This window comes from Myxococcus sp. CA056, assembly GCF_013336715.1.
GTDB lineage: Bacteria > Myxococcota > Myxococcia > Myxococcales > Myxococcaceae > Myxococcus > Myxococcus llanfairpwllgwyngyllgogerychwyrndrobwllllantysiliogogogochensis.
This window is the reverse complement of sequence record NZ_JABUMT010000002.1, coordinates 359926-378868: the sequence shown is the minus strand read 5'-3', so window position 1 is coordinate 378868 and position 18943 is coordinate 359926. Positions and strand designations below refer to the sequence as shown.

Genomic DNA, 18943 nt, shown 5'->3' with positions numbered 1-18943 from the left:
CCTCTTCAGAAACGCACGCGCCAGCCGCCGGCCTGACGCTCCACGCGCAACAACCACGGCTCCTTGCCCACCTCGCCGTCACGCGCGATTCGCGCCCGCACCAGCACCGCGTCCGAATCCCGTCCGTCCAGCTTGGACTCGACGATACCGACAAGCGACAGGCCGTGCTCGTGCATCTCGCGCACGGCCTCCTCACACGGACGCATGCTTCCCCCGGTGGCGAGCAGCGGCCCCAGCACCGCGCAGTCCTCCGAGGGAAGCGCCTCGAAGAAGCGCCGCACCGTCTCCTCCGCGGCCTCCGTCTTCGAGGCCGTGGACGAACACGCGAGCAGGGCCCACACGGCCCCGCTCACCCACACGCCCCTGCTGCCACGACGGATGCGCATGTCTCAGTAGCAGTTGGAGGCGAACAGCTCGTCGTCCGTGGCGGACACGAACTGGTCATCACACCAGGCGCTCGCCAGGACGTGGCCGTTGCGCACGCAGCCGTCGTGGTTCGTCGCATCCAGCGTGTACTGGGTGTCACCCCCACAGCCACCGCCGCAGCGGCCGAAGCAGTTGCCCATCACCTTCGGGCGGGACCAGTGGTCCGGCTCGCCGCACAGCCAGGAGCTGCCGCTCAGGTAGAACTCATCCCCGCCGCACGACGTGTGGTCACCGAGCTGGGCAATCTGCTGGTTGCCCGCGTAGCTGAAGCCACCCTTGTTGCAGTCGTGCTTCGCATACGAGTACCAGTTGTAGACGCCGCCGCAGCTGCCGGTGTTCTTGCCATTGCAGCGCGCATAGCTGCACAGCATGGTGTAGCCACGGCCCTGCTCGCCCATCACCGTGCGCTGGAGCTCCACGGTGGACGGATGCTGCGCCCACAGGCCCACCGCGCGCCGCAGATACATCGCCTCCGGAGCCGCCGCGTCACCCGTGGGCAGCTGGGCGCTCAGCGCGTCGTAGAACGCCGACAACAGCTCGCGGTCCACGTCCGTCAACTGCGTGTCCGCCGCGCCCTCGTCCGCGAAGCCATCCATCGTCGACACACCGCTGGCCGGGTCCAGCAGACCCGCGAGCGTCATTCCTCTCAGCCGCACCTCCAGCCGGTAGACACCGGGCTCCACCTCTCGCGCGGAGAAGGAAACCTCGCCTCCGTCCCGAGCGAAGGTGCCACGCGTGTCGCCCGTCTCCGAGGACAGCGTCAGCCCCTCCTGCCGAGACTGAACCGTCTCACCGCCGCCAGAACCACCACAGGCCCACAGCATCAACGTCGCGACCGCACAGAGCGCCTTGCGCATACCGTTGCATTCCCTCCGGCCAGGGGACTTGGCCCCGAAAGACAAGCGGTGGTACCGGGCGCTCCTCGCTCACTCAAGGCCGGGTGCGTCACGGCTCATCCATCCCCGCGTGAAACACCTGGATGTCTCACGGGTGCAGAGGGACCCGGCCCAGACTTCAGCGTGAGACAGGCACACGGAAGACTGGCAGCGCACCCGCGACGCGCTCCAGGTCCACACCCCCTTCCGGAAGGGACTCCCGGGTGCCGATGACGAGCAATCCTCCTGGCGCGAGCCGAGCCACGAGCCCCGCGAGCACCTCGCGCTGGAGCGACGGCGCGAAGTACGTGAAGGCGACGTTGCGACACAACACGAGGTGGAACGGCCCCTCCTGCATGCGGGCTCGCAAGTCTTCATGGAGGAAAATGAGACCGTCACGGTACTCGGGGGTGAGACATGGCTCGGTGTCCGAGCCAGGAAAGGCTTCGGTCCGCCAGTCGGCCGGAAGCTCGCGCAAGGTGCCGCGCGGATAGCAGCCCCTTCGGGCCCGGGTGAGCAGGGCCCCGTCAGCCTCCGTGGCGACCAGCTCCAACCGCGCCCGCGGAAAGTGCGGCAGGAGGCCCCGCCGGAAGAGGATGCTCACGGTGTAGGGCTCCTCGCCGGAGGCACAGCCCGCGCTCCAGACTCGCAACACGGGGGACGACTCGAGGAGCGCGGGGAGCAGTTCGTCCCGCAGCGCATCGAAGACGCGCGCGTCGCGGTAGAAGCGGGAGATGGTGACGCGACAGAGCGCGTCCAGCACGGCCCACTCCTCTGGGTCCGAATCCAGCCGTTCGCGATACGCGGCGAGGTGCGGGAGCCCCAGCGCATGGAGCCTTCGGCCCAGGCGCTTGCAGACCTGCCCGCGCACCCGGTGGAACCCCTCCAGCCGCAATCGCAGCCGGGGCGCGGCCCACCGCAGCAGCTCCGTGCAGTCGTCGTCCTTCACCGCGCGCTCCCGCTCATGTGTCCACTCTCCAACCCCGTCAACGTCACCACCACCGTATGCCTCCTGCCCGCGCTGGCGAGCCCACCCGGAGAATGTCAGGCACGCCGGGGGACGGGCGAGCGAAGCAGGCCGGGATGTGGCATGACGCTCCGGCGTTTGCGTTGGAACCTGGAGGAATCTGCCCTTGAAGAGACTCACTGCGCTCACCCTGTCGGCGGCCCTGGCGGCGGTCGGCTGTACGCATGGCACCGCGGCCACCGAGCCGACCACCCCTCCCGAGCAGGCCGCCGCGCCCGCCGCGCCCGTTCAGGAGGCCGCGCCCGCCCCTCAGCCGCTTCCTCCGCCTCGCACGGCCGACGTGCTCTCCGGCACCGCGGAGGCGTTCAGCGCCGCGTGCACCGCCGACATCGAGCGGGCCCAGGGCCAGATCACGGCGCTGAAGAAGCTGGACGCGCGCAAGGACGGCAAGGCGGTCCTCGCGGCGTATGACGAGGCGACGGGTTCGCTCGTCTCCGCGGCCAACCGCTCCAGCCTCGCCCGCGAGGTCCACCCGCTGCCGGCCTTCCGCGACTCCGCCCGCGAGTGCGAGCAGCGCGTGGACACCACCAACGTGGATATCTCGCAGGACCGCGGCGTCTATGACGCCCTGTCCGCCGTGGACCTGTCGCAGGCGGACGGGCCGACGAAGTACTGGATGGAGCGCACGCTGCTGGACTTCCGTCGCGCCGGCGTGGACCGCGACGACGCCACGCGCGCCAGGGTGAAGTCGCTGAACGAGGAGCTGCTCAAGCTGGGCCAGCAGTTCGGCAAGAACATCGCCGAGGGCGTGCGCCAGGTGTCCCTCACGCCGAAGGAGCTCAACGGGCTGCCCGAGGACTACGTGAAGACGCACCCGGTGGGGAAGGACGGCAAGGTGGTCATCACCACCAACTACCCGGACTACTTCCCCTTCATGACGTACGCGAAGGACGGCAAGGCGCGCGAGAAGCTGTGGCGCACCTACCGTCAGCGCGCGTTCCCCGGCAACCAGGAGGTCCTGTCGCAGCTCATCGCCAAGCGCTACGAGCTGGCCACGCTGCTGGGCTATCCGAGCTGGGCCGCGTACACCACCGAGACGAAGATGACGCGCACGCAGCAGGCGGCGTCGGACTTCATCGACCGGCTGGCGGCGGCCACCCAGGCGCGCGCGAAGCAGGAGTTCGCGGACCTGCTGGCCCGCAAGAAGAAGGACGTCCCGAACGCGAAGACGCTCGAGCCGTGGGACCAGGACTACTACGAGGACCGGCTGCGCGCGGAGCGCTTCGGGTTCGACTCGCAAGAGGTGCGGCCCTATCTGGAGTATGGCCGGGTGAAGGCGGGGGTGATGGACATCACCTCGCGCATCTGGGGGATTACGTACCGCCGCGCCGACGACGCGAAGGTGTGGCACCCGGAGGTGGAGGCCTATGACGTGCTCGAGGGGAGCACGCTCCTGGGCCGCATCTACCTGGACATGCATCCGCGCGACGACAAGTACAAGCACGCGGCGCAGTTCGACCTGGCGTCGGGTCAGGCCGGCAAGCGGCTGCCGGAAGGCACCCTGGTGTGCAACTTCGCGCGGCCGGGCGAGCTGATGACGCACGACGAGGTGGAGACGTTCTTCCACGAGTTCGGCCACCTGCTGCACGCGGTGTTCTCCGGCAAGCAGCAGTGGAGTGGCATCACCGGCATCCGCACGGAGTGGGACTTCGTGGAGACGCCGTCGATGCTGCTCCAGCAATGGGCGGGCAATCCGCAGGTGCTGAAGGAGTTCGCGAAGCACCACCAGACGGGGGCGGCGATTCCCGCGGAGATGGTGGAGAAGCTGAACGCGTCGAAGGAGTTCGGCAAGGGCCTGTGGGCGCGGCGGCAGTTGTTCCTGTCGGCGGTGAGCCTGGATTACTACTCGCGCAAGCCGGGCTTCGACACGACGACGGCGCTGGTGGAGCAGCAGACGAAGCTCAGCCCGTTCAAGCACGAGCACCGTCCGGGCACGCACTTCGAGCTCGCCTTCGGGCATCTGGATGGGTACTCGGCGGCGTACTACACGTACCTGTGGTCCTCGGTCATCGCGAAGGACCTGGAGACGGAGTTCCAGAAGAACGGGTACCTGGACCGTGAGACGGCGATGAAGTACCGCCGCACCGTGCTGGAGCCCGGTGGCTCCAAGCCCGCCGCGGAGCTGGTGAAGGACTTCCTCGGCCGTGACTACGGCTTCGAGGCGTACCGCGCCTACGTGGACGCGGCGAAGTAGCCGCGAGAGCTGTTCCCGGGGAGCCCGTGTGTCACGGGCTCCCCTCGAGGTCTTCCTTCGCGAGCGCGGCTTCGACTTCCGCTCCCAGCGGGTAGATGACCAGGTGCCGCGAGGGCTCGCTGCCGTGGCTCACCGCTTCCAGCGGATAGCGGCTCACCAGGCGATGCTGGAGCTTGCGCACCCGGGACTGGCGCGGCGACAAGGCCACCGAGATGCCTTCACCCAAGGCCCGCTTCACCGCGTGCTCGGCCTCCGCGATGGCGTCTCGGACTTCTTCCTCGTCCACGCCCTCCAGCACGTTGAAGAAACCCTTCAGCGCCCGACGCAACTCCGTCGAACTGGCGCGCTTCACCGCTTCCACCCGCGCGCCCGTCTTCGCCACCACCCGTCGCATCCTCGGGTCGTTCGCGCGCGAGCGCAGCGTCACCACCAGGTCCGCGGACTCCAGTCGGCTTACCAACCGGACCTCCACCGGCAGCTCGCGCAGCACCCGGAGCAGCAGGTCTCGATTCACGCCGTGCGGATAGAGGCGCGTGAGCCCCTTGGGCTCCTCGGCGGGCCATGCGCCAGGGGAGTCATCGGCACGGCGCGGAGCGAAGCGCGTGGGCCGTGACGCGGAAGGCATCGAGGCGCCCATCGTGCTCCGAGAGTCCGGCGAGCCGATGCCCAGCGCAGTGACGCCAGCTCGCGTGTGACGCTCGGCATCCGCTTCCGTGAGCGGCATGGGGGGCGCGACGGATTGCTCCGTCCCGGCATGAGCGCCCGTCACTTCCTCATCATCCAGCGAGGCTTCGTCGTCCTCACCCACCAGGTGCTCGCTTCGGCGTGTGTCATCCGCGTGCGAACTCTCCTCCGTGCCAGCGGACTGAGTGACGCCCGTCTCCAAGATGCGTCCTGTCCTTGGCTCGCGGCGCGCGCCTCCCTCGCCAGCGGGCTGCGTGACGCCCGTCTCCGAGGGCTGACCGCGCAGCGCGCCTCCCTCGCCAGCGGGCTGCGTGACTCCCATCTCCGAGGGCAACCCCATCCTCGACTCACGCAGCGCGCCTCCCTCGCCAGCGGGCCTCGTGACGCCCATTGGTACAGCACGCGCCGCGGGCCGCTCCGCTCCCGAGCCCGTCCCCACCGGACGTCTCACCATCGGGCCTCGCCCCAACTCCACTGGAGGCAACGCCTTCGCCGGCTCCACCTCCACGCGCCCCGTCACTGCGTCCTGCCTTCGCCGCTCGCCACCCACGTCCTTGCCGGCCAGCAACCGGTCCACCGCATCCGCGGTGTCCGCGTGCACGCGCACCTCGTCGCGGCTCACCATCTCCACCACGATGTCGAACGTGGGCGGCGCCTTGCGCTCGCTCACCGTCTTCTGCGTGCGCCGACGCCGTGCCTCATCGTCGCTCAGCGTCACCGTGTGCACCCCGCCCACGAGGTCCGACAGCGTGGGGTTCAGCACCAGGTTCTCCAGCGTGTTGCCATGCGCCGTCGCCACCAACTGCACGCCCCGCTCCGCGATGGTCCTCGCCGCCGACGCCTCCGCCGCGGTCCCAATCTCATCCACGATGATGGCCTCGGGCATGTGGTTCTCCACCGCCTCGATCATCACGTCGTGCTGCCGGTCCGGCCGAGACACCTGCATCCGCCGCGCCCCACCAATGCCCGGATGCGGCACGTCCCCGTCCCCGCCAATCTCGTTCGACGTGTCCACCACCATCACCCGCTTGCCCAGGTCATCGGCGAGCACGCGCGCCACCTCGCGCAGCTTCGTCGTCTTCCCCACCCCGGGCCGCCCCAGGAGCAACAGGTTGCGCCCCGAGCCGATGAGGTCCTTCAACATGTCGATGGTGCCGTAGACCGCCCGCCCCACCCGCAGCGTCACCCCCCCCCCCCGCCTCCGCCGATTCCGGATGGCCGAGACGCGATGCAACGTCCGCTCGATGCCCGCCCGGTTGTCCTCCCCCGGCGCCCCCACCCGCTCCAACACCTGCTGCAAATCCTCGGGCCCCACCAACGCCTCTCGCAGCCGCACCACCCGGTCCACCAGCCGCGCCTCGGGCGCTCGCCCCAAATCCAGCACCACCTCCAACACCCCCGAGACAGCAAGCGCCCGCACGCCCTCCCTCAACCCCTCTGGCAGCACGTCCACCAGCAACAGGAAGTCGTCAGCAACGGCGGCATCGGCACGCGATGAAGTCATGGCGCGTCTCCTCTACCGGAGCCTCGAGGCCGCTTCCATGCCCCCCACGAATCCCCTCGTGCTCGGCCACCCGGTGCCCACCCAGGGAAACCCTCTTCACCCCCACATCCCTTCCGCGACCCAGGCGAGCACGGTCCCCACCCGTCCACCCCGCCCCCCAGGACGCCCTCCGCGTTCACTGCCCATCGCGAAGCCTTGGTGAGCGTCTTGCTTTGCCCCGACCGGATTCCGCCAGGCGCGGCGCTGCGAAAGGGGTTGAGGACGTGACTTCCAGGCCTCACGAACGAAGGCTCGGGCACTGGCTCGCGAGCGCGGGCTGCATGCTGCTGCTCGCCGGCTGCAAGGGCGACTCACTGCCCAAGGCTCGCGTCCTCCCCGACCAGGACAATCCCCACACCCAGAATGACGAGTGCGAGAACGTCTCCGGTGACCCCGGCCGCGTCACCCTGCACCGCCTCAACCGCGCCGAGTACGACGCCACCGTGCGCGACCTGCTGGGCGACACCACCCGCCCCGCCCGCGACTTCCCGACCGACGACCACGGCTACGGCTTCGACAACAACGCGGATGTCCTCAGCCTGTCTCCCCTCCTCCTGGAGAAGTACGCCACGGCGGCGGAGAAGCTCGTGGAGACCGCCTGGGCCCAGGGCAAGCTGCGCACCTGCGCACTGGACGCCATCAATCCCGAGCCCTGTGCCCGCGACATCGTCTCGCGCTTCGCTCGCCGCGCCTGGCGCCGCCCCGTGACTTCCGAGGAGGTGGACCGGCTGCTGCGCGCCCTCACGCTCGCGAAGCAACAGGGAGACACGCCCGAGGCAGGCGTGAAGCTCGCCCTGCGCACAGTGCTCGTGTCGCCCCACTTCCTCTTCCGCGTGGAGAAGGACCCGGAGCCGACCTCCGCCACGCCGCGCCGGCTCGACGACTTCGAGCTGGCCAGCCGCCTCTCCTACTTCCTCTGGAGCAGCATGCCGGACGAGCCGCTCCTCCAGGCCGCCGAGCAAGGCAAGCTGCGCACGCCCGCGGAGCTGGAAGCCCAGATGCACCGCATGCTCGCGGACCCGAAGGCCCAGGCCCTGGTGAGCAACTTCGCGGGACAGTGGCTGTTCACCCGCGCGCTCAACTCGGCGGAGCCAGACCCCGCGCTCTACGGCGCCTTCAACGAAAAGCTGCGCGAGGCCATGCGCCAGGAGACCGAGCTGGTCTTCCAGGAGTTCATCACCGGCGACCACAAGCTGAGGGACCTCATCGACGCGCCCTTCACCTTCGTGAACGACGCGCTCGCCACCCACTACGGCCTGCCCCCACCCGGCAGCGGCACACCGCGACGCGTGGACCTCTCCGGTCATCCGGAACGCCAGGGCATCTTCGGCCACGGCTCACTGCTCACCGTCACCTCCAATTCGGACCGCACCTCGCCCGTGCAGCGCGGCGTCTGGGTGCTGGAGCAGCTGCTGTGCTCCGCGCCGCCACCGCCGCCGCCGAACGTGGAGGGCCTGCCGCCCCCCGTGAATCCTCACATGACGATGAAGGAGCGCATGGCGCTGCACCGCAGCCTACCCCAGTGCCAGGGCTGTCACCGGATGATGGACCCGCTGGGACTCTCGCTGGAGAACTATGACCCCATCGGCCGCTGGCGGCTGAACGAGGTCAGCGGCGCGCCCGTGGACGCCACCGGAGACCTGCCCGACGGCACCGTGCTCAACGGCAGCGTGGACATGCGGCGCTTCATCAAGGAGGACCCGAAGCTGCCCTCCTGCTTCACCGAGCACCTGCTCACCTACGCGCTCGGCCGAGGCATGGCGGAGGCCGACCACTGCGCGGTGAGGGAAATCGCCGCGACGGCGGAGGCCAGCGGCGGACGCCTCAGTGACTACATCCTCGCCATCGTCCTCAGCGACCACTTCACCTCCCGACGGGGAGACCCGGAGGCCCAGTCACCATGAGCAAGAAGCTGTCACTGTCCCGTCGGACCCTGCTGCGCGGCGCGGGCGCGCTGATGGCGCTCCCCCTGCTGGAGCGGATGGTGCCCGGCACCGCGCGCGCCGCTGAGGCCCTGCCCACCGCCCGCCGACTGGCGGTCTTCTACGTGCCCAATGGCATTCACATGCAGAAGTGGACACCGACAGGCACCGGCGCCACCTGGGAGCTGACGCCATCGCTCCAGCCGCTGGCGCCCGTGAAGAGCGACGTGCTCGTCATCAGCGGGCTCGCCAACGACTCCGGCAGGCCGGACGGAGACGGGCACCACGCCGCGGGCACCGCCGCGCTCCTGTCCTGCACCAAGGCCTTCAAGACGGAGGGCACCGACTTCCACGCGGGCATCTCCATGGACCAGGTCATCGCCAACCACCTGGCCCAACAGAAGGCCACGCGTTATCCCTCGCTGGAGCTGGGCAACGACGCGGGCCGAGGCATCGGCAACTGCGACTCCGGCTACGCATGCCCCTACGCCAACAACATCTCCTGGGCAGGGCCCCGCACGCCCATGGCCAAGGAGGCTCGCCCCAAGGCTGTCTTCGACCGACTCTTCGCGGGCGTCGACCCCGGGACGACGCAGGCCCAGATAGAGAAGCGCCGCGCCTACGGCCTGAGCATCATCGACTTCGTTCGCGAGGACGCCACCACGCTCCAGAAGCAGCTCGGCGCCACGGACCGCCGCAAGCTCGATGAGTACTTCACCAGCGTGCGCGATTTGGAGAAGCAGATGGAGGCCCTGGGCCAGCAAGGCATCACGTGTGGAAGCCAGGTCGCCCCCAGCGAAGACGAAGACCCGCGCACCAAGACGAAGGCGATGATGGACCTCATCGTCCTCGCCTTCCAATGCGACCTCACCCGCGTCGCGACCTTCATGATGGCCAACGCGCGCAGCAACAAGGTGTATGGCTTTTTGGGACTCAGCGGCGGACACCACGCCTACTCGCATCACCAGTACGTCCAGTCCAACTACGACGCCCTGGCGCGCATCGACCGGTGGGAGGTGGAGCAGTACGCCTACCTCGTGCGGCGTCTGAAGGAGTCCCAGGATGGACCAGGCGCGTCGCTGCTCGACAGCTCGCTGGTGTACTTCACCAGCGAGGTCGAGGACGGCAACGCGCACATCCACCGGAACCTGCCCGTGCTCCTCGCGGGCAAGGGGGGTGGAGCCATCGGGACGGACCGGCATCTGCGCGCACCGGGCATGCCCATCGCGAACCTCTACATCTCCATGATGCGGGCCATGGGCGTCCCCAACGTCACCACTTTCGGCGCGGATGGCACGGGCGAGCTGGCGGGGCTCGGGGGGTAGACGCCGACCTCGCGGACGCGGGGATTCAACGTCACATGCACGCGTGGGAGTCCTGACGCATCATTCTCGTCATGCGTCCGTCTTCCCTCGCGCTTCGCTGGCCTCTCCTCGTCCTGCTCGTCCTTCCGCTCAGCTGCGTCCCGGCCACCTCCAAGTCGGGGCAGCGCAAGTCCTCGACGGCCCCGCGCGCCGCGACCACCGCGTCCCGGGGGCAGCAGACGTCCGCGCGCGGCACGCCCCAGGAGTCGCGCCCCACGCCGTCCCCCGCGAAGGACTTCGCGCGGGACATGGTGGAGGCGCACAACGAGGCCCGCGCGCAGGCTCGGCCGACACCGAAGCCTTCGCTTCCGCCGCTCGTCTGGTCCGAGGACGCCGCGCGACAGGCCGCCTCGTGGGCGAAGGCGTGCAAGTTCGACCACAACCCCGACCGGGGTGACTTCGGGGAGAACCTGGCCGCCGCCACTCCGGATGCGTGGGGGACACGACAGGTGGTGAAGAGCTGGGCGGATGAAGTCGCGGACTACGACCACGCGCGCAACACCTGCAAGAAGGGCAAGGTGTGCGGCCACTACACGCAGGTGGTGTGGCGCAAGACGGGCGCGGTCGGCTGCGCCACGGTGCTGTGCAAGAAGAACTCGCCCTTCGGCAGCCAGTTCCCCACGTGGCAGCTCTGGGTGTGCAACTACACGCCGCCCGGAAACTTCGTCGGACAGCGGCCCTACTGAGTCGGGCTGCCCGTGGGTACGCGGTCCGCACACCCTTTCGGACGTGGCGAGGGCGGCGGATAATCCGCGCCATGAACCGCTCCCTCGTCCGACCTCTGCTGACCTGCGGTCTCCTCGTGGCCTGGCTCGCCGGTGCCGGCTGCGGCTCGGATGAGCCGGACGATGACGGCCCGGACACCGGAGACTCCGGCACTCCCGACTCGGGTTCTGGCACGCCGGACTCCGGTTCGGGCACACCTGACTCGGGTTCCGGTACGCCGGACTCCGGTTCGGGCACACCTGACTCGGGCTCTGGTACGCCGGACTCTGGTTCGGGCACACCCGACTCGGGCTCTGGCACGCTGTCGCCGTTCGCCCAGGACATGCTCGCGGGACACAACGCCACCCGCGCCGCCGCACAGCCCACGCCGAGCCCCGCGCTGGACCCACTCACCTGGGACACGGCGGCGGAGAACGTCGCGAAGGCGTATGCGGCGAAGTGCAAGTTCGAGCACAACCCCGACCGTGGCAGCTACGGCGAGAACCTCACCGCCGCCACGCCGAACTCCATGTCCACCCGGAACGTGGTGGAGGGCTGGAGCAGCGAGGTCAAGGACTACAACTACGCGAACAACACGTGCACGAGCGGCAAGATGTGCGGCCACTACACGCAGGTGGTGTGGCGCAACACGAAGCGCGTGGGCTGCGCCACGCAGGTGTGCACGATCAACTCGCCCTGGGGCAGCCAGTTTCCCACGTGGCAGCTCTGGGTCTGTAACTACGCGCCCCCGGGCAACTACTCGGGCCAGCGGCCGTACTGAGTCTGGCCCTCAGCGCTCCAGCGCGCGAAGCCACGCGGAGAGGGTGTCGAGCGCATCGCTCGTCACCACCTCCACTCCCGGCTGGTCCTCCCGCGCCGGCTCCGCGAGCCAGTGGTCCGCGCGAGCAATCACCTTCACCAGCGCCCTTCCCGGCGCGCCGGGCCGCAGCTTCAGCCCGCGATTCAGCGCGCGCGCCGTGAGCGAAGCGGGCGTCGTCTCATCGCGCTCGCCCAGGAGCGCGAGCACCGGCCCGCGCACCCGCCGCAGGTCCTCCGCCGCGTCGTAGGACAACACGTTGCGCCACATCTTGCGCTGCACGTCCAGGAAGCGCGCCACCGGCAGGCCCTTGAAGGGCGGCATCGCCGTCACCGCATACCAACGCTTGCGCTTGGCCCGCTGGAGCTGGAAGTCGAGCGTCTTCAACGCACGCGCCGCGCCCTCGTCCGTGTACAGGCGCGCGTCGTACAGCACGTCGAGGAACTCCGTCAGGTCCACCAGCTCCGGCCCCGTGAGGCCCCGCCGCCGACCCTCGTTGCGCATGCGGTGCTGCTCCTGCTTCCACACCGCGCCGCCCCCTCCGGACACCAGCACCAGGAACCCCACGTCCTCCGGCGACTGCGCCGCCGCGCTCACCGCCGTCCACGCGCCCTGGCCAAAACCCATCAACCCCACCGCGCCACCCGGCGCCACCCGCTCCCGCAACAGCCGCGCCGCCACCAACCCATCCACCGCCCGCTCCCGCACCCCGGACTCCCACGGCTGACTGTCCCCCGTGGAGCGCCCCGTGCCTCGCGCATCGAACGTGAGCACCGCGAGCCCCTGCTCGACGAGGAACGCCGGATAGGGCTCCAGCGACTCGCGCGTGCCCTGCCCCGCCTCGTGCAGCAGCACCACCGCGTGCCGGGGCGGCCCTCCCGCCGGCAACCACAGCGTCGCGGACAAGGTGACGTCGCCGCTGCGCAACGAGAGCTCCTCGGTGCGCACCGGCACGGGCTCCAGCACGAGCGCCCCGGCGGCCACTCCGCTCAACGTCAACGTCGGCGCGCGCCACACGGCCAGCGCCGCGGGCCGGCTGCCCTCCAGCGACCACAACCCCTCGCCCCGAGGCTCCAGCCGCCAACGCCGCCGCGAGGCGAAGTCCATCAAGAAGGCAGACGACGCGTCCCGGCCCACCCGCACCAGGCCCCCATCGGGACGCCGCCACGCTCCCGCGAACGGCGGAGGCGCGTCAGCCACCACGGGCGACGCCGCCAGCGCCACGCTCCCGGAGAGCAGCAGCCCCAGGCCCACCACGACACTCACACCCATCCTCGACAACCGCACCTCCCGAAGCCGTGCTCCTGTTCAAGCCGACCTGGAGCCCAGGAGCAACCTCGCGTCACGCTCCCGCGAACACATGTGGACCGCTGGACATCCGCGCCCTGTCAGCGCCGCAGGTGGTGCTCGAAGAACATCGACGTCTCCGCCCAGGCCATCGCCGCCGCGCGCTCGTCGTAGCGCTGGCCGGACGGGTTGGCGAACGCATGCTCCCCTTCCAGCTCGACGATGCGGTGGCGCACCCCCGCCGCGTTCAACGCCTCCCGGAACTCTTGCACCGTCTCGGGCGGAATCGACGCGTCCTTCGTCCCGAAGATGCCCAGGAGGGGCGCCCGGATGGCCGCCAGCTCCTGAGGGTCCGTCACCGGGTTGCCATAGTAGATGACCGCCGCGTCCAGCTCCGGAATCGCCATGGCCGCATGCAGCGACCAGCTCCCACCGAAGCACCAGCCCAGGCTCCCCGTGCGAGTCGCGCGCACCCGCGAGTCCGCCTGGAGGAACACGTGCGCCGCCTTCAGCACCTGCATCCCACGCGCCGGGTCCACCGCCTTGAGCAGCGCGAGCGCCTCATCCGACGTGGTGGCCACCTTGCCGCCATACAGGTCCACCGCCAGCGCCGCGTAGCCGTTGGCCGCCAGCCGATCCGCCCAGTGTCGGATGTGAGGATTCAGGCCCCACCACTCGTGGATGAGCAGCACGGCGGGCAGCGGCGCCTTCGCGTCGGGCGGCAGGCTCAGGTACGCCTTCGTCCCGGCCACCTCCACCTCCTGGCCCAGGAGCTCCGGCGGCGCGTCACCGCGCAGGGTGTGCATCGCCTTGAACTCAGCCTCGGAGACCGCGCCCGTGGACGACGGCTCGCGCAGCACCTCGTGGGGCCTGCCCCGCGTGCAACCTCCCACCATCAACAACGCGCCCAACAGCAGCAGGTGACGGTGCATCGAGTTCCTCCCTCGGCGTGTGGCGCTCCGAGCGCCCCAAACGAAGAGGGCTGGCAAGGGATTCCCCTGGCCAGCCCTCCTCTCTCCCGCTCCGAGTGGAGCAGGGAGGTGACTACTTCTTCTGCGCGGCCGACGGAGGCGTCGCGGGAGCACCCGGCGCACCCGGCGCGCCAGCAGCAGGCGCCTCGGGGGGCTTGACGATCTCCAGCAGCTCCACCTCGAACACCAGGGCCGAACCACCCGGGATGTTCGGGGGCGCGCCGCGGTCGCCGTAGGCGATGTCGGACGGGCACACCAGCTTGGCCTTGCCGCCGACCTTCATCTTCTGCACGCCCTCCGTCCAGCACTTGATGACGCCCTGGAGCGGGAACTGCGTGGGCTCGCCCCGCTTGTAGGAGCTGTCGAACTCCGTGCCGTTGGGCAGCGTGCCCTTGTAGTGGACCTTCACGATGTCCGTGGCCTTCGGGGAATCACCCGTGCCCGCGGTCAGCTCCTTGTAGACGAGACCCGACTCGGTCTTCGTCGCGCCGGACTCCTTCGACGCCTCGTCCAGGAACTTCTTGGAGTTCTCCTTCTCCTTCTCCGCCTTCTGGGTGCTGCGCGCGCGCGCCAGCTCCTGCAGCTTCGGCCCGTACGTCTCCAGCTCCACCGCGGGCTTCTCGCCCTTGACCTGCGCGGTGAGGCCCGCCTTGACGTACTCCAGCTCCTCCGGAGTCATCTCGAACACGCTGATGCTCTTGCCGATGGACAGGCCGAGCGCGTACAGCGTCTTCTGGTCCTCGCTCTGCGGGGTGGCCGCCGCGCCCGGCGTCGTCGCCGTGGCACTGCCATCCTTCGCACCCTGAGGCTGGCACGCCGCCACGCTCAGCATCATCGCAACCAGACACATCTTCCGCATGTGTTTGCCCTTCCTTGGCTTGCAGCGGCAGCGAACCCGCTGCCAGTCACAGTTCCGGAGGGGCGACTTACTACAGAAACGCGCGTTCATCTGCTCGCCGGCACCACCTGGACGCTCAACAGCGCCAGACTTTGGCCTTCATTCCATCTGGGTGGGATATTTCTCCACCCGGCGTCTTCGTCGCCCGGACTCAGGGTGACTCGGACGGGCCTTCACCCGTGGGGGGCGCCTCCAGGTACGCCAGCAGGGGCTCGCGCAGGGGGCCCAGGCGTTTGTAGCCGCTCATGTCATCGGGGACGGTGCGCAGCACCTGGGCCAGGCGGCGGCGGCGCTCGGGCGTGGGCACCTCGCCGGCGACGGGTGCCAGGTACGTGTGGATGGTGAAGAGGACGGCGCCGGACTCCGGGAGGCGGCTGAGCGTCTGACGCTCCAGGCGCAGGAAGCAGCGCTCACCGGCGTTCTGGGGGGTGAGGCCGTCGAAGAGGTGCAGCCACTCCGCCCGCGCCCGCGGCTCCATGCACAGCCGGTCCGTGACGGTGAGGGCCCAGTTGCAGCGCGTGACGGTGCGCCCCGGCTTGAGGCCCTCCATCAACCGCAGCGTGGCGGCACCCACCTGCTCGGCGAAGCGCGGCACTGGTGCGTGGACCTCCAACAACGGCCGGCCCAGCTTCTGGTCCAGGCACCACCCGGAAGGAAAACAGAGCTGGCCGGCGACCAGCGGAAAACCCTCACGCGCGCCGTCGAGCACCAGCAGATCCTCCTGCACCTGCCGGCCCACCCAGTCCAGCGGCGCCAGGGGCAGGCTTTCCGCGTCTCCCGGCACGAAGCGGGAATCCGTGCCGAGCAGCGCGTTGCGCCAGTGCCAGCGTCCGCCCTCGCCTTCGAGCCGCGTGAAGTGAGCGGGCGACTCGTCCGCCATGCGCGTCAGTAAAAGCCTCAAAACCTCCCATTGAAGCGGCTCCGTTCCTGGCAATGCCTGGAATCGCGCGCGGAAATCCTCGCGCAGCAGCGACGCCTTCAACGCCAGCTCAGCCGCATAATGCGGTGCGTCTATCTCGATGAGTGTTTCACCTGCCCGCAGGGCGCGTACTCCAAGTGCCGTCGCATAGGTGTCCTGCTCGAAGGGGAAGTAGGGCAGCACGAGGGACGCATCTCCTGACCCGCGAAAATACAGGCTCCATTCCATTGCACATCGCACCGCGTCACGAAACCCAGGCGTGGAGGAATTCCTCACCGAACGCTTGAGGTCGGGCGGCGCGGAGACGAGTATTCGCGCATCCCTCGCCGCGCTTCTCAGCATCGCACTCATGTGAGTCGAAGAGGCGCGCCTTTCCGCAGGAGGAAACCTGATGAACCGTCTGCCGCTTTCGCGCGTGTCACGTGCCGTGCTCGTCGCCACGCTGGGTCTGCTCGCCATTCCCGCATGCTCGGATGATGACGATGACCGGACGTTCGCGAGCGCCAACCCGGACCCGGGCCCCGGTGTGCCGGACTCGGGCACGCCGGATTCGGGGACCCCGGACTCCGGGACTCCTGACTCAGGTACCGTGTGGCCCGCAGAGTTCTCATGTACCGACGCGCAGCGGACGACGGTGACCTTCAATCCGGGTCAGGAGCAGGCGCTGCAGAACGAGGTCAATGAGCTCAAGCCCTGCACCACGATTCAGCTGGGCGCGGGCACGTTCCGCTTCGACAACGCGGTGACCATCCGCCAGGACGGCATCACCATCGTCGGCGCGGGCCGGGGCGCGCAGGGTGAGGGCACCGGTGGCACCGCCAGCACCGTGCTGGACTTCTCCAACGCCGCCTCCAACACCAACGGCATGGACGTGATTGGCAAGCTGTTCACGGTGCGCGACCTGGCGCTGTGGAACGCGAAGAAGGACGCGCTGCGCGTGGAGAACTCCGCCAACGTGTTCATCCAGCGCATCCGCACCGAGTGGGCGCAGGAGAACAACCCGGACAACGGCAAGTACGGCATCTACCCGGTGAAGTCGCGCTACGTGCTCGTCGAGGACAGCGAGGCGTACAACGCCGCCGACGCCGGCATCTACGTGGGCCAGACGCGCTACACCATCGTCCGCCGCAACATCGCGAAGAAGAACGTGGCGGGCATCGAAATCGAGAACACGAAGTACGCCTATGTGGAGGGCAACACGGCCATCGACAACACCACGGGTCTGGTGGTGTTCGACCTGCCGGGCAACCCCATCAAGGGCACCGACATCCTCATCACCAAGAACATCATCACCGGCAACAACCGCCCCAACTTCGCGTCGGTGACGACCAGCAGCAGCACGGTGTCGCAGGTGCCGGCGGGCACGGGCACGTTCATCCTGGCGTCGCGCCGGGTGGAGTTCGTGGGCAACACGTGGGGTGACAACGAGACGGTGGACATCGCGGTGCTCAGCGGCCTGTCCATCGAGCCCAACCCCGTCCTGTGGGCGGCGGCCTTCTACAACTTCGCCAGCGCGGACGTGAGCATCCACGACAACACCTTCACGGGTGGCAGCGGCGGCAACATCGACCATGGCGCGCCGAGCATGACGCTCCGTCCGCTGGGCTTCCTGATGTCCAACCTCTACGCCTACGGCAAGGCCGTGCACGGCGTGGAGCGGGTGGAGCACGTGCTGTGGGACGGCATCGACCCGTATCCGCGCAACGAGACCATCGCCAACGGCGTCAACATCTGCTTCGTCAACAACACGTTGCCGGCGTCCTCGAAGGAGTCCGTGGTGGACCTGGACCTGCTGGCCGTGACGGCGAAGCTCACGGCGACGACGCCCGACCCGACGGGTGCCTGGGCGGAGACGCGCCGCTACAACCAGGGCGTGGCGCCGTTCGACTGCTCGGGCTTCAGCCCCGCGCTGGCGCTTCCCTGAGCAGCGGTTCAAGGACTGACTCGCCATGCGCGCGCCGTACATGACTCGCCTGGGCCTCGCCGCGGTGCTGTTCGCCGCGGCGGTGGCCGCCTGCTCGGGTGGAAACGATGACCCACCGGGCGGCGACAACCCGCCTGACTCGGGGAACCACGACAGCGGCACCCCGGATGCGGGTGACTCTGGCACTCCGTCCACACCCGACGCGGGGCCGGACGCTGGACCGGATGCCGGTGAACCCGACGCCGGAGTGGATGCGGGGACGGACGCGGGCACTCCCGATGCGGGGCTGCCCGAGGGCACCGTCACCATCCCCAACAAGCTGTCGGAGCTGGGGCTGTTCACCGGGAGCCCGGCGACCAGCGACTTCCAGCCCGTGGCGGGCAACATCCCCTACGAGCTGACCACGCCGCTGTTCTCCGACTACTCGCTGAAGTCCCGCACGCTGTACGTGCCCGCGGGCAAGGCGGCGGTGTACTCGGCGTCGGACGTGTTGGATTTGCCGGTGGGGACCATCATCACCAAGACGTTCGCGTTCCCCGCCGACTTCCGGGAGCCGGACAAGAACGTGCGCCCCCTGGAGACGCGCATCCTGGTGCGGCAGCCGGGCGGCTGGGAGGCGTATCCCTACGTCTGGAATGACGCGCTGACGGAGGCAGACAAGGCCGTGGGCGGCAAGGTGTTCAAGAACTTCGAGTTCATCGACGCCCAGGGCGTGGCGAAGAAGTTCGACTACCTGGTGCCCCAGCGCAACCAGTGCCAGAAGTGCCACCACGTGGTGGATGAGCAGGACAACCAGCAGCTGCTGCCCATCGGCGTGAAGGCCCGGTATCTCAACCGGGACCATGTCTACGACGGACAGACGCTCAACCAGCTCCAGCACCTGGCGGACCTCGGGAAGCTGACGGGGTTGCCTCCCGCCATCCAGATTCCTCGCGCGCCGGACGCCTTCAACACGGCGGAGGCGAGCCTGGAGATTCGCGCGCGCACCTACCTGGATATCAACTGCGCGCACTGCCACAACCCGAAGGCGCAGCCCGGCATCACCAGCCGGCTGTTCCTGGACATCAAGACGACGGACGAGTTCAGCCTGGGCCACTGCAAGCGGCCGGGCTCCGCGGGCAACGGCGTGGGCGGTGAGTTCGACATCGTCCCCGGAGACCACTCCACGTCCATCCTCTGGTACCGCATGAACACCGAGGAGTCGGGAAAGATGATGCCGGAGATTGGCCGCGCCCTGCGCCACGACGCGGGCTCGCAGCTCATCGCCGACTGGATTGACGCCATGACGCCCCGCACCTGCAAGTAGGGCGACACGCGTGTCGACTGACAGCCCCCTTCGTGCCTTCCGGGCGCGGAGGGGGCTTTCCTTTTGAAGAGGCGTCCGCGA

The 18943-nt window shown here is 69.1% G+C and carries 15 protein-coding genes; 7 read left to right on the top strand and 8 right to left on the bottom strand.

The features are described from left to right. Nucleotides 1-5 precede the first annotated feature (5 nt). The 3 genes from HUA76_RS09235 to HUA76_RS09225 all read right to left on the bottom strand — a co-directional run bounded on the left by HUA76_RS09235 (nt 6) and on the right by HUA76_RS09225 (nt 2250). Complete coding sequence (locus HUA76_RS09235; protein ID WP_141646162.1) at nt 6-386, bottom strand: hypothetical protein; 381 nt, start codon at nt 384-386, stop codon at nt 6-8. A gap of 3 nt (nt 387-389) precedes the next feature. Further along, nucleotides 390-1283, bottom strand: a complete 894-nt coding sequence (locus tag HUA76_RS09230; RefSeq protein ID WP_174460625.1) for a hypothetical protein — start codon at nt 1281-1283, stop codon at nt 390-392. Nucleotides 1284-1440: 157 nt separating this feature from the next. Beyond that, nucleotides 1441-2250 carry a CheR family methyltransferase gene (locus HUA76_RS09225; RefSeq protein ID WP_174460624.1) on the bottom strand — a complete coding sequence of 270 codons (810 nt, stop codon included), beginning with the start codon at nt 2248-2250 and terminating at the stop codon, nt 1441-1443. 184 nt (nt 2251-2434) lie between these two features. On the opposite strand from HUA76_RS09225, the gene HUA76_RS09220 reads away from it, so the two are divergent. Further along, nucleotides 2435-4522, top strand: a complete 2088-nt coding sequence (locus HUA76_RS09220; RefSeq protein ID WP_217439512.1) for a M3 family metallopeptidase — start codon at nt 2435-2437, stop codon at nt 4520-4522. 31 nt (nt 4523-4553) lie between these two features. Here the strand turns inward: HUA76_RS09220 and HUA76_RS45200 are convergent, their stop codons facing one another. Then, nucleotides 4554-6710 carry a R3H domain-containing nucleic acid-binding protein gene (locus tag HUA76_RS45200; protein ID WP_254614108.1) on the bottom strand — a complete coding sequence of 719 codons (2157 nt, stop codon included), beginning with the start codon at nt 6708-6710 and terminating at the stop codon, nt 4554-4556. Nucleotides 6711-6973: 263 nt separating this feature from the next. Here HUA76_RS45200 and HUA76_RS09205 point away from each other — a divergent pair, with 263 nt between their 5' ends. From HUA76_RS09205 to HUA76_RS09190, 4 genes are all read left to right on the top strand, one after another. Next, nucleotides 6974-8653 (top strand): DUF1592 domain-containing protein, encoded by a 1680-nt coding sequence (locus tag HUA76_RS09205; RefSeq protein WP_371745637.1) that lies wholly within the window; start codon nt 6974-6976, stop codon nt 8651-8653. Beyond that, entirely contained in the window at nt 8650-9996 is a 1347-nt protein-coding gene (locus tag HUA76_RS09200) for a DUF1552 domain-containing protein (RefSeq protein WP_174460623.1), read from the top strand. The genes HUA76_RS09205 and HUA76_RS09200 overlap by 4 nt, the downstream gene beginning before the upstream one ends. Before the next feature lie 71 nt (nt 9997-10067). After that, entirely contained in the window at nt 10068-10721 is a 654-nt protein-coding gene (locus tag HUA76_RS09195; protein WP_174460622.1) for a CAP domain-containing protein, read from the top strand. Between the two features lie 71 nt (nt 10722-10792). Next, nucleotides 10793-11521: a CAP domain-containing protein gene (locus HUA76_RS09190; protein WP_174460621.1), complete on the top strand. Its 729-nt coding sequence runs from the start codon at nt 10793-10795 to the stop codon at nt 11519-11521. A 9-nt stretch (nt 11522-11530) separates the two neighbouring features. On the opposite strand, the gene HUA76_RS09185 is transcribed toward HUA76_RS09190, so the two are convergent. The 4 genes from HUA76_RS09185 to HUA76_RS09170 form a co-directional block, all read right to left on the bottom strand. Continuing rightward, nucleotides 11531-12829, bottom strand: a complete 1299-nt coding sequence (locus HUA76_RS09185) for an alpha/beta hydrolase (RefSeq protein ID WP_174460620.1) — start codon at nt 12827-12829, stop codon at nt 11531-11533. 116 nt (nt 12830-12945) lie between these two features. Then, entirely contained in the window at nt 12946-13776 is an 831-nt protein-coding gene (locus HUA76_RS09180) for a dienelactone hydrolase family protein (RefSeq protein ID WP_174460619.1), read from the bottom strand. Between the two features lie 112 nt (nt 13777-13888). Continuing rightward, nucleotides 13889-14674: an FKBP-type peptidyl-prolyl cis-trans isomerase gene (locus tag HUA76_RS09175; protein WP_141645450.1), complete on the bottom strand. Its 786-nt coding sequence runs from the start codon at nt 14672-14674 to the stop codon at nt 13889-13891. 190 nt (nt 14675-14864) lie between these two features. Next, complete coding sequence (locus HUA76_RS09170; RefSeq protein WP_174453789.1) at nt 14865-15815, bottom strand: DUF3445 domain-containing protein; 951 nt, start codon at nt 15813-15815, stop codon at nt 14865-14867. A gap of 208 nt (nt 15816-16023) precedes the next feature. Between HUA76_RS09170 and HUA76_RS09165 the strand changes: the two genes are divergently transcribed. Then, nucleotides 16024-17556: a parallel beta-helix domain-containing protein gene (locus tag HUA76_RS09165; RefSeq protein ID WP_174460618.1), complete on the top strand. Its 1533-nt coding sequence runs from the start codon at nt 16024-16026 to the stop codon at nt 17554-17556. A gap of 25 nt (nt 17557-17581) precedes the next feature. After that, nucleotides 17582-18862 (top strand): SO2930 family diheme c-type cytochrome, encoded by a 1281-nt coding sequence (locus tag HUA76_RS09160; RefSeq protein WP_141645447.1) that lies wholly within the window; start codon nt 17582-17584, stop codon nt 18860-18862. Nucleotides 18863-18943: the final 81 nt, after the last annotated feature.

Bases quoted from the DNA above. Each gene is read 5' to 3' on its own strand.
- HUA76_RS09175 (WP_141645450.1), bottom strand. From the start codon at position 14,674: ATGCGGAAGATGTGTCTGGTTGCGATGATGCTGAGCGTGGCGGCGTGC.
- HUA76_RS09160 (WP_141645447.1), top strand. From the start codon at position 17,582: ATGCGCGCGCCGTACATGACTCGCCTGGGCCTCGCCGCGGTGCTGTTC.
- HUA76_RS09190 (WP_174460621.1), top strand. From the start codon at position 10,793: ATGAACCGCTCCCTCGTCCGACCTCTGCTGACCTGCGGTCTCCTCGTG.
- HUA76_RS09200 (WP_174460623.1), top strand. From the start codon at position 8,650: ATGAGCAAGAAGCTGTCACTGTCCCGTCGGACCCTGCTGCGCGGCGCG.
- HUA76_RS09230 (WP_174460625.1), bottom strand. From the start codon at position 1,283: ATGCGCAAGGCGCTCTGTGCGGTCGCGACGTTGATGCTGTGGGCCTGT.
- HUA76_RS45200 (WP_254614108.1), bottom strand. From the start codon at position 6,710: ATGACTTCATCGCGTGCCGATGCCGCCGTTGCTGACGACTTCCTGTTG.
- HUA76_RS09195 (WP_174460622.1), top strand. From the start codon at position 10,068: ATGCGTCCGTCTTCCCTCGCGCTTCGCTGGCCTCTCCTCGTCCTGCTC.
- HUA76_RS09235 (WP_141646162.1), bottom strand. From the start codon at position 386: ATGCGCATCCGTCGTGGCAGCAGGGGCGTGTGGGTGAGCGGGGCCGTG.
- HUA76_RS09180 (WP_174460619.1), bottom strand. From the start codon at position 13,776: ATGCACCGTCACCTGCTGCTGTTGGGCGCGTTGTTGATGGTGGGAGGT.
- HUA76_RS09185 (WP_174460620.1), bottom strand. From the start codon at position 12,829: ATGGGTGTGAGTGTCGTGGTGGGCCTGGGGCTGCTGCTCTCCGGGAGC.
- HUA76_RS09165 (WP_174460618.1), top strand. From the start codon at position 16,024: ATGAACCGTCTGCCGCTTTCGCGCGTGTCACGTGCCGTGCTCGTCGCC.